The organism is Bradyrhizobium sp. YCK136, assembly GCF_044570075.1.
Classification (GTDB): domain Bacteria; phylum Pseudomonadota; class Alphaproteobacteria; order Rhizobiales; family Xanthobacteraceae; genus Bradyrhizobium; species Bradyrhizobium diazoefficiens.
This window is the reverse complement of the sequence record NZ_CP172424.1, coordinates 783539-799764: the sequence shown is the minus strand read 5'-3', so window position 1 is coordinate 799764 and position 16226 is coordinate 783539. Positions and strand designations below refer to the sequence as shown.

15 protein-coding genes and 1 tRNA gene are annotated in these 16226 nt (G+C 62.2%); 12 read left to right on the top strand and 4 right to left on the bottom strand.

Translation table 11 applies throughout. The annotated features are described in order from the left end of the window. The first annotated feature begins 469 nt into the window (after positions 1 to 469). On the top strand, positions 470 to 874 hold the full coding sequence (locus tag ACFLEY_RS03830) for a hypothetical protein (RefSeq protein WP_396604516.1): 405 nt from the start codon (positions 470 to 472) through the stop codon (positions 872 to 874). A 2464-nt stretch (positions 875 to 3338) separates the two neighbouring features. Here ACFLEY_RS03830 and ACFLEY_RS03825 read toward each other — a convergent pair. From ACFLEY_RS03825 to ACFLEY_RS03810, 4 genes are all read right to left on the bottom strand, one after another. Further along, complete coding sequence (locus ACFLEY_RS03825) at positions 3339 to 3554, bottom strand: helix-turn-helix transcriptional regulator (RefSeq protein ID WP_396604515.1); 216 nt, start codon at positions 3552 to 3554, stop codon at positions 3339 to 3341. 70 nt (positions 3555 to 3624) lie between these two features. Further along, positions 3625 to 4044: a hypothetical protein gene (locus ACFLEY_RS03820; RefSeq protein ID WP_396604514.1), complete on the bottom strand. Its 420-nt coding sequence runs from the start codon at positions 4042 to 4044 to the stop codon at positions 3625 to 3627. A gap of 158 nt (positions 4045 to 4202) precedes the next feature. Beyond that, positions 4203 to 4279, bottom strand: a tRNA-Arg gene (locus ACFLEY_RS03815). A gap of 264 nt (positions 4280 to 4543) precedes the next feature. Beyond that, positions 4544 to 6043: a HAMP domain-containing sensor histidine kinase gene (locus ACFLEY_RS03810; protein ID WP_028175987.1), complete on the bottom strand. Its 1500-nt coding sequence runs from the start codon at positions 6041 to 6043 to the stop codon at positions 4544 to 4546. Positions 6044 to 6422: 379 nt separating this feature from the next. Here ACFLEY_RS03810 and rpmH point away from each other — a divergent pair, with 379 nt between their 5' ends. The 11 genes from rpmH (at position 6423) to dapE (ending at position 16196) form a co-directional block, all read left to right on the top strand. Beyond that, entirely contained in the window at positions 6423 to 6557 is a 135-nt protein-coding gene (rpmH, locus tag ACFLEY_RS03805; RefSeq protein ID WP_008542748.1) for a 50S ribosomal protein L34, read from the top strand. A gap of 27 nt (positions 6558 to 6584) precedes the next feature. Next, positions 6585 to 6983: a ribonuclease P protein component gene (gene rnpA / locus ACFLEY_RS03800; RefSeq protein ID WP_011090819.1), complete on the top strand. Its 399-nt coding sequence runs from the start codon at positions 6585 to 6587 to the stop codon at positions 6981 to 6983. A 17-nt stretch (positions 6984 to 7000) separates the two neighbouring features. Further along, the gene (gene yidC / locus ACFLEY_RS03795; RefSeq protein ID WP_038966085.1) at positions 7001 to 8848 is read left to right on the top strand and encodes a membrane protein insertase YidC; all 1848 of its coding nucleotides are present in this window, start codon (positions 7001 to 7003) and stop codon (positions 8846 to 8848) included. Positions 8849 to 8960: 112 nt separating this feature from the next. Continuing rightward, positions 8961 to 9614 (top strand): ribosome biogenesis GTP-binding protein YihA/YsxC, encoded by a 654-nt coding sequence (gene yihA / locus ACFLEY_RS03790; protein WP_028175985.1) that lies wholly within the window; start codon positions 8961 to 8963, stop codon positions 9612 to 9614. Beyond that, on the top strand, positions 9614 to 9979 hold the full coding sequence (locus tag ACFLEY_RS03785) for a DUF423 domain-containing protein (RefSeq protein ID WP_038966082.1): 366 nt from the start codon (positions 9614 to 9616) through the stop codon (positions 9977 to 9979). Before yihA ends, ACFLEY_RS03785 begins: the two co-directional genes overlap by 1 nt. A 108-nt stretch (positions 9980 to 10087) precedes the next feature. Beyond that, positions 10088 to 10975, top strand: coding sequence for an acetylglutamate kinase (argB, locus tag ACFLEY_RS03780; RefSeq protein ID WP_060910035.1), 888 nt, complete (start codon positions 10088 to 10090; stop codon positions 10973 to 10975). A gap of 182 nt (positions 10976 to 11157) precedes the next feature. Then, complete coding sequence (locus ACFLEY_RS03775) at positions 11158 to 12144, top strand: DUF1036 domain-containing protein (protein ID WP_060912848.1); 987 nt, start codon at positions 11158 to 11160, stop codon at positions 12142 to 12144. A 190-nt stretch (positions 12145 to 12334) separates the two neighbouring features. Continuing rightward, positions 12335 to 13027 carry a pyrimidine 5'-nucleotidase gene (locus ACFLEY_RS03770; RefSeq protein ID WP_011090825.1) on the top strand — a complete coding sequence of 231 codons (693 nt, stop codon included), beginning with the start codon at positions 12335 to 12337 and terminating at the stop codon, positions 13025 to 13027. A gap of 254 nt (positions 13028 to 13281) precedes the next feature. After that, the gene (gene dapD, locus ACFLEY_RS03765) at positions 13282 to 14127 is read left to right on the top strand and encodes a 2,3,4,5-tetrahydropyridine-2,6-dicarboxylate N-succinyltransferase (protein ID WP_011090826.1); all 846 of its coding nucleotides are present in this window, start codon (positions 13282 to 13284) and stop codon (positions 14125 to 14127) included. Between the two features lie 252 nt (positions 14128 to 14379). Beyond that, positions 14380 to 15033, top strand: coding sequence for a DUF805 domain-containing protein (locus ACFLEY_RS03760; RefSeq protein WP_060910034.1), 654 nt, complete (start codon positions 14380 to 14382; stop codon positions 15031 to 15033). Then, on the top strand, positions 15030 to 16196 hold the full coding sequence (gene dapE, locus ACFLEY_RS03755) for a succinyl-diaminopimelate desuccinylase (RefSeq protein WP_060910033.1): 1167 nt from the start codon (positions 15030 to 15032) through the stop codon (positions 16194 to 16196). Before ACFLEY_RS03760 ends, dapE begins: the two co-directional genes overlap by 4 nt. Positions 16197 to 16226: the final 30 nt, after the last annotated feature.

Genomic DNA, 16226 nt, shown 5'->3' with positions numbered 1-16226 from the left:
TTGACGTAGACAAAGACGGTCATTGGTCCCTCTTCAGCTCGCGCCGGCCTCAATGCGGCTCTCTGCCGTCCGGAGTGAAACTCCCGAACGTGATGGCGGTTCAATGCGCGCATGACGCCGATCCGAGCGAACGTCATCGGGCCGCCGAGATCAGCTAGCAGCATCAACGCCTCGATCGCGGCCTGCCATTCTGGCGCATCGTGCGGGTGTTGATGGTACTGGAACGGCCGCTCAGTGCTGTGATGTCCTCCTCAATTGCGGTACTGCTTGACGTCAGTGTCTTCCGCTGGTGGCATCCTCTCGATTTTCTACGTCGGGACGTAGCCATACGATGGCAGCATCGCTCATTACATCTCGCGCCCCTGTTTGGAGGAGGTAGGATCTAATTGGGTACCTCGCCTTTGGGAGTTGCGGTTTGGAAAAAACACCCACAGGGTGAGCGTAGGTATTACTTAACCCAGAGGGCTCCATGCTGCGAATTGTAATCGCCGTATTGCTTTGGTTGCCTGCAACGGCCATCTGGGCTTCTGATTTCGAAATCAAGCCATTTATGTTCGGCTGCCATAAAAGCAAAATCAACTGGGTATGGCTCGCATATAGGATTGATAACAAGAACCGAAAAATCCACGCGTGCACCGGGTCTTTTCAAGTCAAGAGCGCCGAAGTCACTGGGAATTGCCGGGAACAGACCTTTGAGAGCGCCCTTCCTGCATCGAGCAGAATCAAGAGCGAAATACATCCAACTTATAATGATCCGACGTGTTTCACTTCGCCGAACTACGCCCTGTGGCAAATTGACGAGGTCACGGGAGCCACGCAATTTTGTCTCGTAAACAATGGCCCGCAAAAATGCGTTGATGCTACGCCAAGATAGATGGATGGATTACGCGCGAAAGACCAGGTTGGAAGATGAAGGAGTTATAATCATTGGAGAGATTAAATGAGAACTCTTGCCTTTGTGGCTGTAGCAATCGGAATTGGATGTACTGCATTATCGCCGGCTTACGCGTATCCCGCTTGCCCGGTCAATCAGCCCGCGCGCGAGCTTTGTAAGTGCGGCGGTATAGCTTTCCAGATATGCGCTCCCGGCCAGTATTGTACCGACATCGGAACGTGTGTCGGGAGATCAATAAAAAGACATAGAAAATCTCAGGAGTAGTGTGATTTTGCCGGCATCCGGCCCCCGACAATATTTTCCCGATAATCTTTCACAAGGTTCTTCGTAAGGAGGCACAGCGCCTGTTTCACATCGCTGCGCGCCGCCTGACCTCCTCGGTCCTTATCGATCGTCCTCGGCTAAGGTCACTTGCGTTCCTCAATAGGTTGGCCTTCACGTTTGAAGTGAAGGAGCAATTTTTCCCATCTCTAACGGGCTGAAGGTAGAAACGAGACCGCCAGATTTATCACATGGGCCGACTACCTCCAAGTTCAGGACGCGCGTTTCCCACGCGATGGTTGACATAGGGTCTGCCAATCGCGCTCCCAACCTCTCGACGCGCGCGGGAGATTGATCGCGGTTTGCAGATGGACCCAGACTGAATTCGATTCAGGTTCAATTGCTCGCGGCAAGAGGCGACCGAGGTGCCGCCCCGTACTGCTGGTACGACCGCACTACCATCTCTTTAAAAAGACCGCAGTGCCGCCGCGAGGGAGGCCAATGATCAGCATTGACCAGTTTCGCGCAAAGTTGCACGACAATGAATAAGTGAACCTGCTCAAATGCGTGCTGATGCGTGTTTTACCCTGTCGGTGATGTTCCCCTCGTTACACGCGAAAAATCGTCCCAGTGGGCCCCTAATGGAGGCGAACATGGGTTCTAGACAAGGAGCGGCATGTGGGATCATCGGGTATCGCGGGCGGCGTAGGGTGATCTGCGTTCTGTTTTCCGAACCGCAGTACTTCAACGCCATTGGCGGGCACGCGTGCCTCGTTGCTGGTGAGCCGAAGCATATCGGCCGGTTCGAGGACTCCATGAGACGCCTCCCAAGAACTGCTACTTGCCGTCTGAATGCACCGATCGCACCAGTACGCGAGCACGTCTCGGCTTCGGTTATGTTCTATGCGGCTGGATGAAATCGACACGATGGAGATGCCAGTACTATCGGCTCACATGGAACGTGATGCATCTGTGATGCTGTATGGTCGGGTTGTCTTTTGGGGATGCATCAGAGTGACATGATTTTTGCGGTTTTGTGTTTGATGTTGAATACGTTGCTGAGGGAATGAATGGTTCGACAACATAATCAATATAAAGGGTGGGATCACGGCAGGAGGTTCCTCGCATCAAGTCTTACGAGAAACGGCCCTCTGCCGTAGCTCTGCACGAACGCATCTACGGTGAACAGATCCAAGAATGGGTTATAGCTGTGATTGCGAAACAGAATCGCGCCGACGGATCGGTCAACGTTGTACCGGAGACGGCCGGACTTCTCGATGCGGCTACAATGACGCTTGCGACGAAAAAGTCGGTTTTCGTGAAAACGGCCTAATCGGTCTAAGTTCACACAAAAAAGCTGTAGATTAGACTGCCAGAAGGCGACGTGATCAAAAGTAAGCAGATCACCGGCAGAACTTACACCCGCCCGGCTGACGGCCCGAGTACCAGTATGCCGAGCTTCGATGTGGAAGCAATCCTGGTGTCCGTGGTTGCGGTCGGGCCTGTCGGAATAGGCCGTGAACAAGCGACCCGGCATTCTTCTGGGACCGGTATAGGTGGTGCCCCTGTCCTCACCGGTCTGTCTTGAGTGCCATCGTTGAACAAAGTGCTCATTGAAGAGCGCGTGCAACCGAGGCAGAGATTCTGGACCATCAAACGACACGTCTAGAGCTATCTCAAGGTACGACATAACGTGAGATACTTCTGATAAAAACTTCAACGCAGTTGGTAATGGCCGGACCACGGTCAGCACTACGTTGGCGTGGTTTTCGCTGGGACGCTGGTCAGCAAAGTAACTTTGCCTTTGGAGAAAGGATAGCTCCTGCTCCCTCAGTTCTCTCGGCAGCCGCAGCCTCAAATTGTCAAAATAGGTAGTCTTTTGGCGAGGCCGCAAGCTATCCAAGACCACTTGAGCGGTCATCATGCATCCGGATCCGCACTATCGGCGTGAACGAGCGATACCAGATCTCCAAGTCTGTAGTAGGCCTTCGGACAGTTTGCTTTAGTATTGAGCCGCACTCTCTTCAGTATACCGGCCTTTTCCAACCGGATGATTGTCGATTTGCAGACGCCCAGAATGCGCGCTGCCCGAGCGCGATCGACTAGTAACCGTTCCGTGTCACCAATATTGCTTCTCATGAAATCACGAAGGGGTTGGCGCCAAGCGCGCGCTGCCAGACTTTCAGCGTTTTGAACGATCAGCTCCCTGCGTGAGCGCACGATCGATCTCCGACCTGCGGGCGCAGATGGTCTTCGCGCCAAGCTTCTTGGCAGGGATCACCCCTTTAGAAATCAAGTAATAGACACTTCTGCGTTCGCGTCCGATGTACTCCGCGATAGCAGCAACCCCCCAGAGGAGATCGCCAGGAAGGTTGGTCGGCTGTCTATCATTGATCATGGTGCGGCTCCGTTTCACCATGATCGAAATAGTAGAGCTATTAGAGAAAATCTTCGGCGATAAATCGCGATCAATCGTCGATGCGCGACTGCATCTTGCGTTTGATCGTGCTCGCCGCAAGGTTGAACCCGTAACGCTCGGATGCAAAACTGCTTGCCTCCTCGGCAGCTTGATCTTCTGCGCTATTCGCTCCGGTCGCCTTCATGCCTTCAGCGCGCAACTTGTCTCTGCGTTTGCGGGCCCAATTCACGATCGCTTCGCTCTGCAGTTTCTTGACACGATTTGGTGGAGCGCCTTTGCGCCCGTGCCCCTTGTGCTGGCCCAGTTTTGCGCAATCGAAAATTAGGCGTGCGGCCTCAAGTGGCAAAATGATCGGATTGTCCGATCGGCGCGTGTTCCTCTTGTAGATTTCCATCTCTAGGAACTCGACCGCGCTTTCTCGGTCCCAAATCTGCTCCTCAGCAGGGTCTTCATCGTCGCGTGGGGTCATATCAACGCAATTTTGTTGCGGTCATGTTGCATTCACACAGCATCATAATTTGTAAGTGTTTGAAAAACCACGAAAACATGTTGGGTTAGATGCAACATGAAAAATGGAGACCTAATCGTAGCGATCCGGGTAACGGTATGACATTAAAGAGGAAATTATGGCGCGCCCGGAACGATTCGAACGTCCGACCCTCAGATTCGTAGTCTGATGCTCTATCCAGCTGAGCTACGGGCGCGTTTTTCGCGGACAGTGCGGGCTGGGCCCGCAGGCAGCCTCCGGACAGCGCCGGAGGGGTGCGAAAGAGCGCTCTGACTAACCGCTCTTGTCCCGATTGGCAAGGTCCGGGATGGGGAGATTTTGTAGAGAAATGACGACTTCGCCCGGGTCATTCCGGGCTCGCCAAGCGAGACGTGCGGAATCTCGGCCCCAAACCTCTGGATTCCGGGTTCGGCGCTTTGCGCCGCCCCGGAATGACGCCGTTGCTCGGCCGCTGACCGACTTACGCCCGCGCCCGCTCGTTGCGGATGGAGAGCAGTTCCACGGGGCGGTCGGGGATGACGATCCGGAAGGTGGCGCCGATGGTGCCTTCGACCAGGTGGATGTCGCCGCCATGGGCGCGGACGAGCTCGGCGGCGATGGCCAAACCAAGCCCGCTGCCGCCAGGACGGCCCGATGTCTGGAACGCCTCGAACAGATGGTCGCGGGTCTTCTGGGGGACGCCGGGACCGGTGTCGGAGACCTCCAGGATGGCGACGGCGCCCTCGCGCTTGCCCGTGATCCGGATCTGCTGCGCGCCGCCGTCGCCGGAGGAATGACTTTCCAGCGCCTGGGCGGCGTTGCGGACGAGGTTGAGCAGCACGCGGAACAGCTGGTCGGGGTCGGCATCGACCGCGAGCCCGCGCTCGATCGCGGCGACCCAGGCGATCGAGGCATCGCTGGCAAGGCCGGCGGTCTCGCGCACCTCGAGCACGACAGGCTCGATCAGGATCATGCGGCGGTCGGGCGAGGCCTCCTGGGCGCGGCCGTAGGACAGCGTCGACTGGCAGAAGGCGATGGCGCGCTCGAGCGAACGCACGAGCTTGGGCGCAAAGCGCTGCACCCGCGGATCCGGCACGCTGGCAAGCTGGTCCGACAAAAGCTGCGCCGACGCCAGCAGATTGCGCAGATCGTGGTTGATCTTGGAGACGGCGAGGCCGAGGGCGGCAAGCCGGCTCTTCTGATGCAGCATCGACATCAAATCGCGCTGCATGTCCGACAATTCGCGTTCGGCGACCCCGATCTCGTCGCTGCGCTGGCTCGGCACGATGATCCGCGCCGAGCTCTCGGGGTTTTCGTGGAAGCCGACCAGGCTCGCGGTGAGCCGCCGCATCGGCCGCACGAAGAGATAGTGGAGCGCGAGATAGACGAGGCCCGCGGTCAAGACCCCGATGATCAGCGCGACCACGACGACATTGCGGGAGAAGCGGTACATCGACTGCCGCAGCGGCAATTCGTCGGTCACGATCTCGACGAACTGGGCGTTGCCGACGCCGGGGCCGACGATGCGGATGGCCTGGTTGCCGGTCTCCAGCATCATCTGGATCGAGCCGGTGATCGCCTCCCATACGGTCATGTCGCGGAGATCAACGTCGTGCTCGATCGCGGCGGGCAGATTGTCGCTGGCGAGCAGCCGGCGCTGCTGGCCCATCTTGATGGCGACGGCGCGGGCATTGATGCTTTTCAGGATCTCGCGCGACAGCGAATCGGGAACCATGCCGAGCGGGGCGGCGTCGAGCACCAGCGCCGCCGTGTTGGCGGCGGCCACGCGGTCGTTCAGCCGGTTGACCCAGAAGTTGGCGATGGCGGGCACGTAGAGCAGGATGGCCGCGATCATCACCAGGGGGACCGTGAGCAGCAGCAGCTTGCCTGACAGCCCCAAGCCGGCAGGCCCGCGCGGCCGCATCGCCGGCGGGTCCCGCTGATCCGTATCCTGGATCGGCTGGAGGTCTGTCGCTGCCACGAAATTCGTCCTCACTGACTTGGCCCGACTGAGTTGGCCGGTGAACGATCTGGCGGAGGAAGGATGCGGCCCGCCCCCGGTCCGGTCAAATTACGGATCGCTAATCTCCCAAGGTGGGATGTAGGCGCTGATAAGGCGAGTCGCCACCTCAACGATTAAAAACCCCGCACAATCAGCGATATTCAGCGCAATCCTGCGCTCTCGCGGCGTTGACGAAAAGGGAGCGCTCGCATATAAGCCGCCCGAATTGTCCGCGATGACCCGGTGTGACGCCGGGAGCGGCTCTCTTGGGGCCGAAAAAGGGCCCGTTTTGGGCCGCATCGTTGGGACTTTACCATCAATTCTACAGGCAAATTGCCCGGTCAGCGGAGAAAAACCCGTGAAGCGGACTTATCAACCCAGCAAACTGGTGCGCAAGCGCCGTCACGGTTTCCGTGCCCGTCTCGCCACTGCCGGCGGCCGCAAGGTTCTCGCCGCCCGCCGCGCCCGCGGCCGCAAGCGTCTGAGCGCCTGAGCCAGACCCCCTTTTTGGGATTTCATCATGGATCGGCTGAGGCAGCGGGCGGATTTCCTCGCCGTTGCCAATGGCGCGCGGGTGAATAGTCCCGCGTTCGTCCTGCAAAGCCGCCCCCGCGACGACAGCGGCCCGATCAGAATCGGCTTCACCGTCACCAAAAAGAACGGCAACGCCCCCGAGCGCAATCGCATCCGGCGCCGGCTTCGCGAACTCGTGAAGCGGCTCGAGCCGGTGTTAATGCAGCCCCATCATGATTATGTGCTGGTCGGCCGAAGGGACGCGTTGTCGCGCCCCTTCGCCACCATGCTCGACGATCTGCGCATAGCGTTCTCGAAGCCCGCGCGGCATACGGCCAAGGAACAGTCAAAGGGACGCGGCCAGAGGCCCGGCACCGCTCCTGCTGCCAGCCGCAAAACGGATTGATGACGAGACATTAGATGATGACCGACAATCGCAATACCATCCTCGCCGTCATTCTATCGGGCCTCGTGCTGATCGCCTGGCAGTATTTCTACAACGTGCCGGCGATGGAGAAGCAGCGCGCCCAGCAGCAGGCGCAGGCCGAGCTTCAGAAGACCACGCCGCAGCCGACGGCCTCCGCGACGCCGGGGGCCACGCCGCAATCCGGCGGTGCCGCGCAGCCGTCAACGCCGGCAGCAGGCCAGCAGGCCCAGCCGGTCGTCGCCCGCGACGCCGCGATTGCGGCCAGCCCGCGCGTGAAGATCGACACGCCGCGGATCGCCGGCAGCATCTCGCTGAAGGGCGGCCGCATCGACGATGTCGCGCTGGTGCAGTATCGCGAAACGGTCGATCCGAAGTCGCCGCCGATCGTCCTGTATTCGCCCTCGGGCACCGCTGAGCCCTATTACGCCGAGTTCGGCTGGGTGCCGGCCACGGGCGTGACGGCGAAACTGCCGGACGCGCAGACCCTCTGGCAGCAGGACGGCAGCGGCAGCCTGACGCCGACGACGCCGGCGGTGCTGAAGTGGGACAATGGCGAGGGCCTCACCTTCCGCCGCACCATCTCGGTCGACGACCACTATCTCTTCACCATCAAGGACGAGGTGAGCAATGTCGGCAACGCGCCGGTCACGCTCTATCCGTTCGCGCTGATCTCGCGTCACGGCACGCCGCAGGTTTCCGGCTACTACATCCTGCACGAAGGCCTGATCGGCTATCTCGATGGCTTGCAGGAATACGCCTACAAGAAGATCGACGAAGCCAAGTCGGTGAACTTCAAGGCCACCAATGGCTGGCTCGGCATGACCGACAAGTACTGGGCCTCGGCGCTGCTGCCGGACACCAGTGCCCAGCTCCAGGCGCGCTTCTCGTCGAACCCGGTCGGCAACGTCCACACCTACCAGACCGACTATCTGCTCGATCCCGTCACCGTCGCGATCGGCGGCAGTGCGACGGCGAACGCGCGGCTGTTTGCCGGCGCCAAGGAAGCCGGCGTGGTCGGCATCAACTTCCCGCTCGCCGGCCACGGCGGCTACAACAAGGAACTCAACCTCAACCATTTCGACCTGTTGATCGACTGGGGCTGGTTCTACTTCATCACCAAGCCGATGTTCCTCGGCCTCGACTTCTTCTACCGCTTCTTCGGCAATTTCGGCATCTCGATCCTGCTCGTGACCGTGATCGTGAAGCTCTTGTTCTTCCCGCTGGCGAACAAGTCCTACGCCTCGATGGCGAAGATGAAGTCGATCCAGCCGCAGCTTCAGGCGCTGAAGGAGCGCTACCCTGACGACAAGGTGAAGCAGCAGCAGGAGATGATGGAGATCTACCGCAAGGAGAAGATCAATCCGGTCGCCGGCTGTCTTCCCGTCGTGATCCAGATCCCGGTGTTCTTCTCGCTCTACAAGGTGCTGTTCGTCACCATCGAGATGCGGCAGGCGCCGTTCTACGGCTGGATCAAGGACCTCTCCGCGCCGGATCCGACCAATCTGTTCAACCTGTTCGGGCTGATCCCGCTCGATCCGACCACGATTCCGGTGTTCGGCCACTACCTCGCGCTCGGCATCTGGCCGATCATCATGGGCATCACGATGTGGTTCCAGATGAAGCTGAACCCGACGCCGCCGGATCCGACCCAGCAGATGATCTTCAACTGGATGCCGCTGATCTTCACCTTCATGCTGGCGGGCTTCCCGGCGGGCCTCGTGATCTACTGGGCCTGGAACAACACGCTCTCGGTGCTCCAGCAGAGCTTCATCATGCGCCGCAACGGCGTGAAGGTGGAGCTGTTCGACAATCTCAAGGCGACGTTCGCGAGGAAGGCGACGTAAGTCACCCACTCCGTCATTCCGGGATGGTGCGAAGCACCAGACCCGGAATCTCGAGATTCCGGATTCGATGCTTCGCATCGCTCCGGAATGACCGCGAAACAAAGAGCTTCGCATGACCGACGACAAAGATGCGAAGCTGATCGAGGCCGGGCGAAAGCTGTTCGCGCGCGACTGGCAGTTCATCTGGGCCTCGCCCTCGATCCAGACGCTGCCGCCGATGGACGGGCTGGAGATCGCCTTTGCCGGCCGCTCCAATGTCGGCAAGTCGAGCCTGATCAACGCGCTCACCGGCCGTAACGCGCTGGCGCGCACCTCGCATACGCCGGGCCGCACCCAGGAGCTGATCTTCTTCGAGGTCCCCGGAAAGAAAGACCTGCGCCTCGTCGACATGCCCGGCTATGGCTACGCCAAGGCACCGAAGAGCCAGGTCGCGTCCTGGACCGAGCTGATTCATAAATTCCTGCTGGGCCGCGCCAGCCTCGCGCGCGTCTATGTGCTGATCGACGCGCGGCACGGCCTGAAGGACGTCGATCTCGATATCCTCGGGACGCTCGACCGCTCCGCCGTCAGCTACCAGATCGTGCTGACCAAGGCCGACCAGGTGAAGCCCTCCGAGCTTGCCTCGCGCATTGCCGAGACCGAGGCCGCGCTGGCCAAGCATCCGGCCGCGTTCCCGAACGTGCTCGCGACCTCGTCGCGGAGCGCGACGGGCATGGCCGAGCTGCGCGCCGCGATGGCGAAGCTGCTGGAAGAGCGGAGCTCGTGATGGCCGCGCATCGCCTGTTGATTGGGCTTGCCGGCTTGATGGGCGCCGCCGGCGTCGCGCTGGCCGCCGCCTCCGCCCATGGCGGCGACGCGAGCCGGCTTGCCTCCGCCAGCGCCATGCTGCTGTTTCATGCAACTGCCATACTTGCGACGGTCGCGCTGCTCGCGCGCGGCCTTCTGCACGGCGGAATTGGCCTCATTGCCGCGTGCGGCTTCGTAGGCGGCGCCGCGCTGTTCGCGGGCGATCTCACCTTGCGGCAATTTGCCGGGCACTCGCTGTTTCCCTACGCGGCGCCGACCGGTGGGACGGTGATGATCTTGAGCTGGCTGGCGGTGACGCTGGCGGCCGTGGTGGCGCAGAAATAGCGCACGATCTTCCCCTCCCCTGGAGGGTAAGAACCAACACCCACTTTGCGCTGCCCCCGCCAATCGGATAGAACGCGGCCCGACAGTCCCGCCAGCGAGATCCGCCTCATGACCGACATCTCCCCGCTCGACCAGGCCCGCATCCTGTCCGAAGCGCTGCCGCACATGCAGCAGTATGACGAGGAAACCATCGTCATCAAATATGGCGGCCATGCCATGGGCGACGAGGAGACCGCGAAGAACTTTGCCCGCGACATCGTGCTGCTGGAGCAGACTGCGATCAACCCGGTGGTCGTGCATGGCGGCGGGCCGCAGATCGCGACCATGCTCAAGCGCCTCGGCATCCAGTCGGAATTCGCCGCCGGCCTGCGCATCACCGATGCCGCGACCATCGAGATCGTGGAGATGGTGCTGGCCGGCTCCGTCAACAAGCAGATCGTCGGCTATATCAACGAGGCCGGCGGCAAGGCCGTGGGACTATCCGGCAAGGACGCCAACATGGTGAAGGCGTCGAAGACGACGCGCACCATCGTCGATCCGGGCTCGAACATCGAGAAGGCGATCGATCTCGGCTTCGTCGGCGACCCCGAGAAGGTCGACCTCACGCTGCTCAACCAGCTGATCGGCTACGAGCTGATCCCGGTGCTGGCGCCGCTCGCAACCTCCAAGGAAGGCCAGACGCTGAACGTCAACGCCGACACCTTTGCCGGTGCCGTCGCGGGCGCGCTGAAGGCCAAGCGCCTGTTGCTGCTCACCGACGTGCCGGGTGTGCTCGACAAGTTGAAGAAGCTGATCCCGCAATTGTCCGTGAAGGACGCGCGAAAACTGATCGCCGACGGCACCATTTCCGGCGGCATGATCCCCAAGGTCGAGACCTGCATCTACGCGCTCGAACAGGGCGTCGAGGGCGTCGTCATTATCGACGGCAAGATGCCGCACGCGGTGCTGCTGGAGCTGTTCACCAACCAGGGCACGGGAACGCTGATACATAAGTGAGGCGCGAGCGAACAAAGAGCGGCGTCATGGCCGGGCAACAGCGCGAAGCGCGTCTTCGCGAAAATGTCCCGGCCATCCACGATCTTTCGCCCCGCGCCAAGAACGTGGATGCCCGGGACAAGCCCGGGCATGACGAGCCGAGAGAGCGACGGCATCGTCGCTCGGTCGTGACCCGTTTCCTGATGACGCTGCCGGCTGCGGCCGTGTCGTTCGTCTTCTCCTCCGCCCCCGCCTTCGCCGACCTCGAGATCTGCAACCGCATGTCCTATGTCGTCGAGGCCGCGATCGGCATCGACGACAAGGCGGCGACCGCGACGCGCGGCTGGTTCAGGATCGATCCCGCCACCTGCCGCGTGGTGGTGCAGGGCACGCTGACCGCCGACCGCATCCTGCTCAATGCCCGCGCGCTCGGCGTCTATGGCGCCTCGCCGATCCCGCAGAACGGCAACGACATGCTGTGCGTCGCCCAGGACAATTTCGTCATTGCGGCTGCGCGGCAATGCCGCAGCGGCCAGACGCAAGTCCCCTTCACGCAGGTGACGCCGACGCAAGGCGACGACGGCAACCTGGTGACGTATCTCGCCGAGGATTCCGAATATGACGACGAGCAGGCGCGCCTCGCCGGCATCCAGCGGCTGCTGGTGATTATCGGTTATGACGTCGGGGCGATCGACGGTGTCGACGGACCGAAGACGCAAGCAGCGCTGGCTGCGTTCCTGAAGAGCCGCGGGCTGCCGTCCGACGCCGTGTCGTCGCCAAATTTCTTCAAGACCATGGTCGACGCGACGCAGACGCCGTCGCCGAGCGGCCTGACCTGGTGCAACGACACCCCGCACAAGGTGATGGCGGCGATCGCCACCGACGACGGCAAGTCGGTGACGAGCCGAGGCTGGTACCGCATCGACCCCGGCAAGTGCCTGCACCCCGACGTGAGCGGCCAGCCGAAGCAGATCTTCAGCTTCGCGGAAGCCGTCGACGCCGACAACCGCGCCGTCAAGCTGAAGGACAAGCCGCTGAACTGGGGCGGCGAGAAGCAGCTCTGCACGCGCGAGACCAAGTTCGAGACCGTTGAGCAGACCGATTGCGGCGCGCGCGGGTTTGCGGCGACGGGTTTTGGCGCGGTCGACATGTCGAGCGGCGGCAGGACGCTGCGGTTTGCGATGCCGTGATGTGATGATGGCGCTACGCATTGCGCCGTCGTCCTGGCGAAAGCCAGGACCCATTGCCCCAGGATCGGGTTTGGCGAAGAACGACGACCAGATTGCCCCAATGATCGGTCACGGAGTATGGGTCCTGGCTTTCGTCAGGACGACGATTGAGGGCGGGGCCGCGGCCTCGGTCAACGGATAGAGAGTTGCAATGAACCCACCCCGCGCCTTCACCCATGTCGACACCTGGGTGTTCGACCTCGACAACACGCTGTATCCGCATCATGTCAATCTGTGGCAGCAGGTCGATGCGCGGATCGGCGAGTTCGTGTGCAATTGGCTGAACGTCAGCCCTGAGGAAGCGCGCCATATCCAGAAGGACTACTACCGACGCTTCGGCACCACCATGCGCGGCATGATGACCCTGCACGGCGTGCGCGCCGACGACTATCTCGCCTACGTGCATAAGATCGATCATTCGCCGCTGGAGCCGAATCCGGCGCTCGGCGCGGCCATCGCAAAACTGCCGGGACGCAAGCTGATCCTGACCAACGGCTCGGTCGACCATGTCGGTGCGGTGCTGGCGCGGCTCGGCCTCGCCACCCATTTCGACGGCGTGTTCGACATCATCGCGGCCGAGTTCGAGCCCAAGCCGGCCCCGCAGACCTACCGGAAATTCCTCGGCGACCATGCCGTCGATCCCGCCCGCGCCGCGATGTTCGAGGACCTCGCCCGCAACCTCACCGTCCCGCACGAGCTCGGCATGACCACCGTGCTGGTGGTGCCCGACGGCACCAAGGAAGTGGTGCGCGAGGACTGGGAACTGGAGGGCCGCGACGCCGCCCATGTCGACCACGTCACGGATGATCTGGCGGGGTTTTTGGCGGGGTTGTCGCCTCACTGACCGCCGTCGTCCTGGCGAAAGCCAGGACCCATGACCCCAGGGAGAGGTTGCGGCGCGAGACTGACAACCACGAGTCGTCGTTAAACTCCTCCCTGGGGTCATGGGTCCTGGATCGCCGCTCCGCTTCGCTGCGCTGGTCCAGGACGACGGTGGGGGATGGAGGACGACAGCGGAGTATGCCTTGACTCTCCCCTGCCAAATCCCGAAAAAGCGCCCCAATCCGTCAAAATTCCCGTTCCGAAGAGGAAATCCCGATGTCCCTGTCCGCCCTCGAATCCACCATCAACAGCGCCTTCGACGCGCGTGACGGCATCTCGACCTCGACCAAGGGCGAGGTGCGCGAGGCCGTGGACCAGGTGCTGGAGACTCTGGACAAGGGCGAGGCACGCGTTGCCGAGCGCGGGGCCGACGGCAAGTGGAAGGTCAATCAGTGGCTGAAGAAGGCCGTGCTGCTGTCCTTCCGCCTCAACGACATGGGCGTCATTCCCGGTGGTCCGGGCCAGGCGACCTGGTGGGACAAGGTGCCCTCGAAGTTCGAGGGCTGGGGCGAGAACCGTTTTCGCGATGCCGGCTTTCGCGCGGTGCCGGGCGCGGTAGTGCGCCGCTCGGCGTTCATCGCCAAGAACGTCGTGCTGATGCCGTCCTTCGTCAATCTCGGCGCCTACGTCGATGAGAGCACGATGGTCGACACCTGGGCCACCGTCGGCTCCTGCGCGCAGATCGGCAAGCGCGTGCACATCTCCGGCGGCGCCGGCATCGGCGGCGTGCTCGAGCCGCTCCAGGCCGAGCCCGTGATCATCGAGGACGATTGCTTCATCGGCGCGCGCTCCGAGGTCGCCGAAGGCGTGATCGTGCGCAAGGGCGCGGTGCTGGCCATGGGCGTGTTCCTGGGCGCCTCGACCAAGATCGTCGACCGCGACACCGGCGAGGTCTTCATCGGCGAAGTGCCTGAATATTCGGTCGTGGTGCCCGGCGCGCTGCCCGGCAAGCCGATGAAGAACGGCCATATCGGCCCGAGCACCGCCTGCGCCGTGATCGTCAAGCGCGTCGACGAGCGCACGCGGTCGAAGACCAGCATCAACGAGCTGCTGCGGGATTAAGACTCTCTCCTCCCCCTCTCCCCGTTCTTACGGGGAGAGGGTTGGGGTGAGGGCCTCTCTCCACGGATGAGATTGCCGTGAGACCTGTACCCCCTCACCCGGATCGCTCCGGACGATGCTTCGCATCGCCGAGGCGATCCGACCTCTCCCCGCAGGCGGGGAGGTGAAGAGCCCCTTGCGGCACCTATCGAACCCTCCCTCCCTCCATCGCGACCAATTCCCGGACGGCCTGCGCCGCCCGGAACCTTCGCCATGGACTGGACCTGGTACCTCTTCCGCTTCGACGGCCGCATCAACCGCGCCCTGCTGTGGCAGGCGCTGCTGATCGTCGCGCTGCTGGCGGGCTTGCTGGAGATCGTCGGTCAAGTCATCGGGATCCTCGGAGGGACCAGATCCACCTTGAAGCTCGCCGTCGACCTCGATTTCGACTTCGGTCTCGACGACCTGTTCAAGCTGGTCGATCCCCGAGCCTCCCGCTCGCTGGCATCCGCCGATCGCGCGACCTCGATCCTCAAGGCGTCCGGCATGGCGCTGTTCTTCTGGATTTATCTCGCGACTACGATCAAGCGACTGCACGATCGCGACAGGAGCGGCTGGTGGATCGTTCCGTTCTTCGTCGTGCCCGGCCTGTTCAGCCAGTTCGCGGACCTGCTGCCCAACTCAAACTGGATGCTTCCGCTCAGCCTGGCCGCCTCGCTCCTGTGGCTGTGGGGTCTTGTCGAAATGTTCTGCCGGCCCGGCACCTCGGGCCACAACCGGTTCGGCCCCGACCCGCTCATCGAGATCGAGGACAGTTCGGCATCGGCCGCGCCGCCTGCGCAAGGCTGGGACCAGAGCCGCGAGATCGAAATTGTCCCGCCCAGTGCTAGCCCACCCGGCGGCATGCATGTTAAGCGGGGCGCATGACCGATGCTCTCTCGATTGCCCGCGATCTCATCCGCTGCCCCTCGGTAACTCCGGCCGATGCCGGCGCGCTCGGGGTGCTTGAAAACGCCCTCAACGCCGCCGGCTTCACCTGCCAGCGCGTGACGTTCAGCGAGCCCGGCACCGCCGACGTCGACAATCTCTATGCGCGGATCGGCAGCGAAGGGCCGCACATCACCTTCGCCGGCCACACCGACGTGGTGCCCGCTGGCGACGAAAGCGCCTGGAGCGTCGGCGCATTCTCCGGCGAGGTAAAGGACGGTTTTCTGCACGGCCGCGGCGCGGTCGACATGAAGGGCGGCATCGCCTGCTCGGTCGCCGCGGTGCTGGAGCATCTCGCCGCCAACGGCGGCAAGCCGCGCGGCGACGGCACGGGTTCGATCTCGTTCCTGATCACCGGCGACGAGGAAGACGTCTCCATCAACGGCACCATCAAACTTCTGAAGTGGGCCGCCGAGCGCGGCGAAACATTCGATCATTGCGTGCTGGGCGAGCCCTCCAATGTCGAGACGCTCGGCGACACCATCAAGGTCGGCCGACGCGGCTCGCAATCCGGCACGCTGTATGTCGACGGCGTGCAAGGCCATGTCGCCTATCCGCACCGCGCCTCCAATCCGGTGCCGGACATTTCGCGATTGATCGTGGCGATCTCCGACGAGCCGCTCGACCACGGCAGCGCGCAGTTCCAGGCGTCCAACCTCGAATTCACCTCGGTCGACGTCGGCAACAAGGCCAACAACGTCATCCCCGGCGAGGCCCGCGCCAAGTTCAACATCCGCTACAACGACAACCATACGCAAGCGAGCCTGCGCGAGCTGGTCGAGACGCGGCTGGCAAAGGCTTGCGGCAACCGCATCAAGGCTCGCATCGTCTGGGAGCCGTCGAACTCCAACGTGTTCGTGACCAAGCCGGGTCCGTTCACCGATCTCGCCGTGTCCGCGATCGAGGAGATCACGGGGCGGAAGCCGGAGCTGTCGACGAGCGGCGGCACCTCGGATGCGCGCTTCATCTCCAGCTATTGCCCGGTGATCGAGTTCGGCCTGGTGGGGCAGACGATGCATCAGGTGGACGAGCGCGTGCCGGTGGGGGATCTGGAAAAGCTGACGAAGGTGTATCGGGGGATACTGACGCGGTATTTTGGGTGAGGCGATAGCGCCGCCTGGAATTCCGCTGTC

Bases quoted from the DNA above. Each gene is read 5' to 3' on its own strand.
- ACFLEY_RS03830 (WP_396604516.1), top strand. From the start codon at position 470: ATGCTGCGAATTGTAATCGCCGTATTGCTTTGGTTGCCTGCAACGGCC.
- ACFLEY_RS03825 (WP_396604515.1), bottom strand. From the start codon at position 3,554: ATGATCAATGATAGACAGCCGACCAACCTTCCTGGCGATCTCCTCTGG.
- ACFLEY_RS03820 (WP_396604514.1), bottom strand. From the start codon at position 4,044: ATGACCCCACGCGACGATGAAGACCCTGCTGAGGAGCAGATTTGGGAC.
- rnpA (WP_011090819.1), top strand. From the start codon at position 6,585: ATGGATCGGCTGAGGCAGCGGGCGGATTTCCTCGCCGTTGCCAATGGC.
- yidC (WP_038966085.1), top strand. From the start codon at position 7,001: ATGACCGACAATCGCAATACCATCCTCGCCGTCATTCTATCGGGCCTC.
- yihA (WP_028175985.1), top strand. From the start codon at position 8,961: ATGACCGACGACAAAGATGCGAAGCTGATCGAGGCCGGGCGAAAGCTG.
- ACFLEY_RS03785 (WP_038966082.1), top strand. From the start codon at position 9,614: ATGGCCGCGCATCGCCTGTTGATTGGGCTTGCCGGCTTGATGGGCGCC.
- argB (WP_060910035.1), top strand. From the start codon at position 10,088: ATGACCGACATCTCCCCGCTCGACCAGGCCCGCATCCTGTCCGAAGCG.
- ACFLEY_RS03775 (WP_060912848.1), top strand. From the start codon at position 11,158: ATGACGCTGCCGGCTGCGGCCGTGTCGTTCGTCTTCTCCTCCGCCCCC.
- ACFLEY_RS03770 (WP_011090825.1), top strand. From the start codon at position 12,335: ATGAACCCACCCCGCGCCTTCACCCATGTCGACACCTGGGTGTTCGAC.
- dapD (WP_011090826.1), top strand. From the start codon at position 13,282: ATGTCCCTGTCCGCCCTCGAATCCACCATCAACAGCGCCTTCGACGCG.
- ACFLEY_RS03760 (WP_060910034.1), top strand. From the start codon at position 14,380: ATGGACTGGACCTGGTACCTCTTCCGCTTCGACGGCCGCATCAACCGC.
- dapE (WP_060910033.1), top strand. From the start codon at position 15,030: ATGACCGATGCTCTCTCGATTGCCCGCGATCTCATCCGCTGCCCCTCG.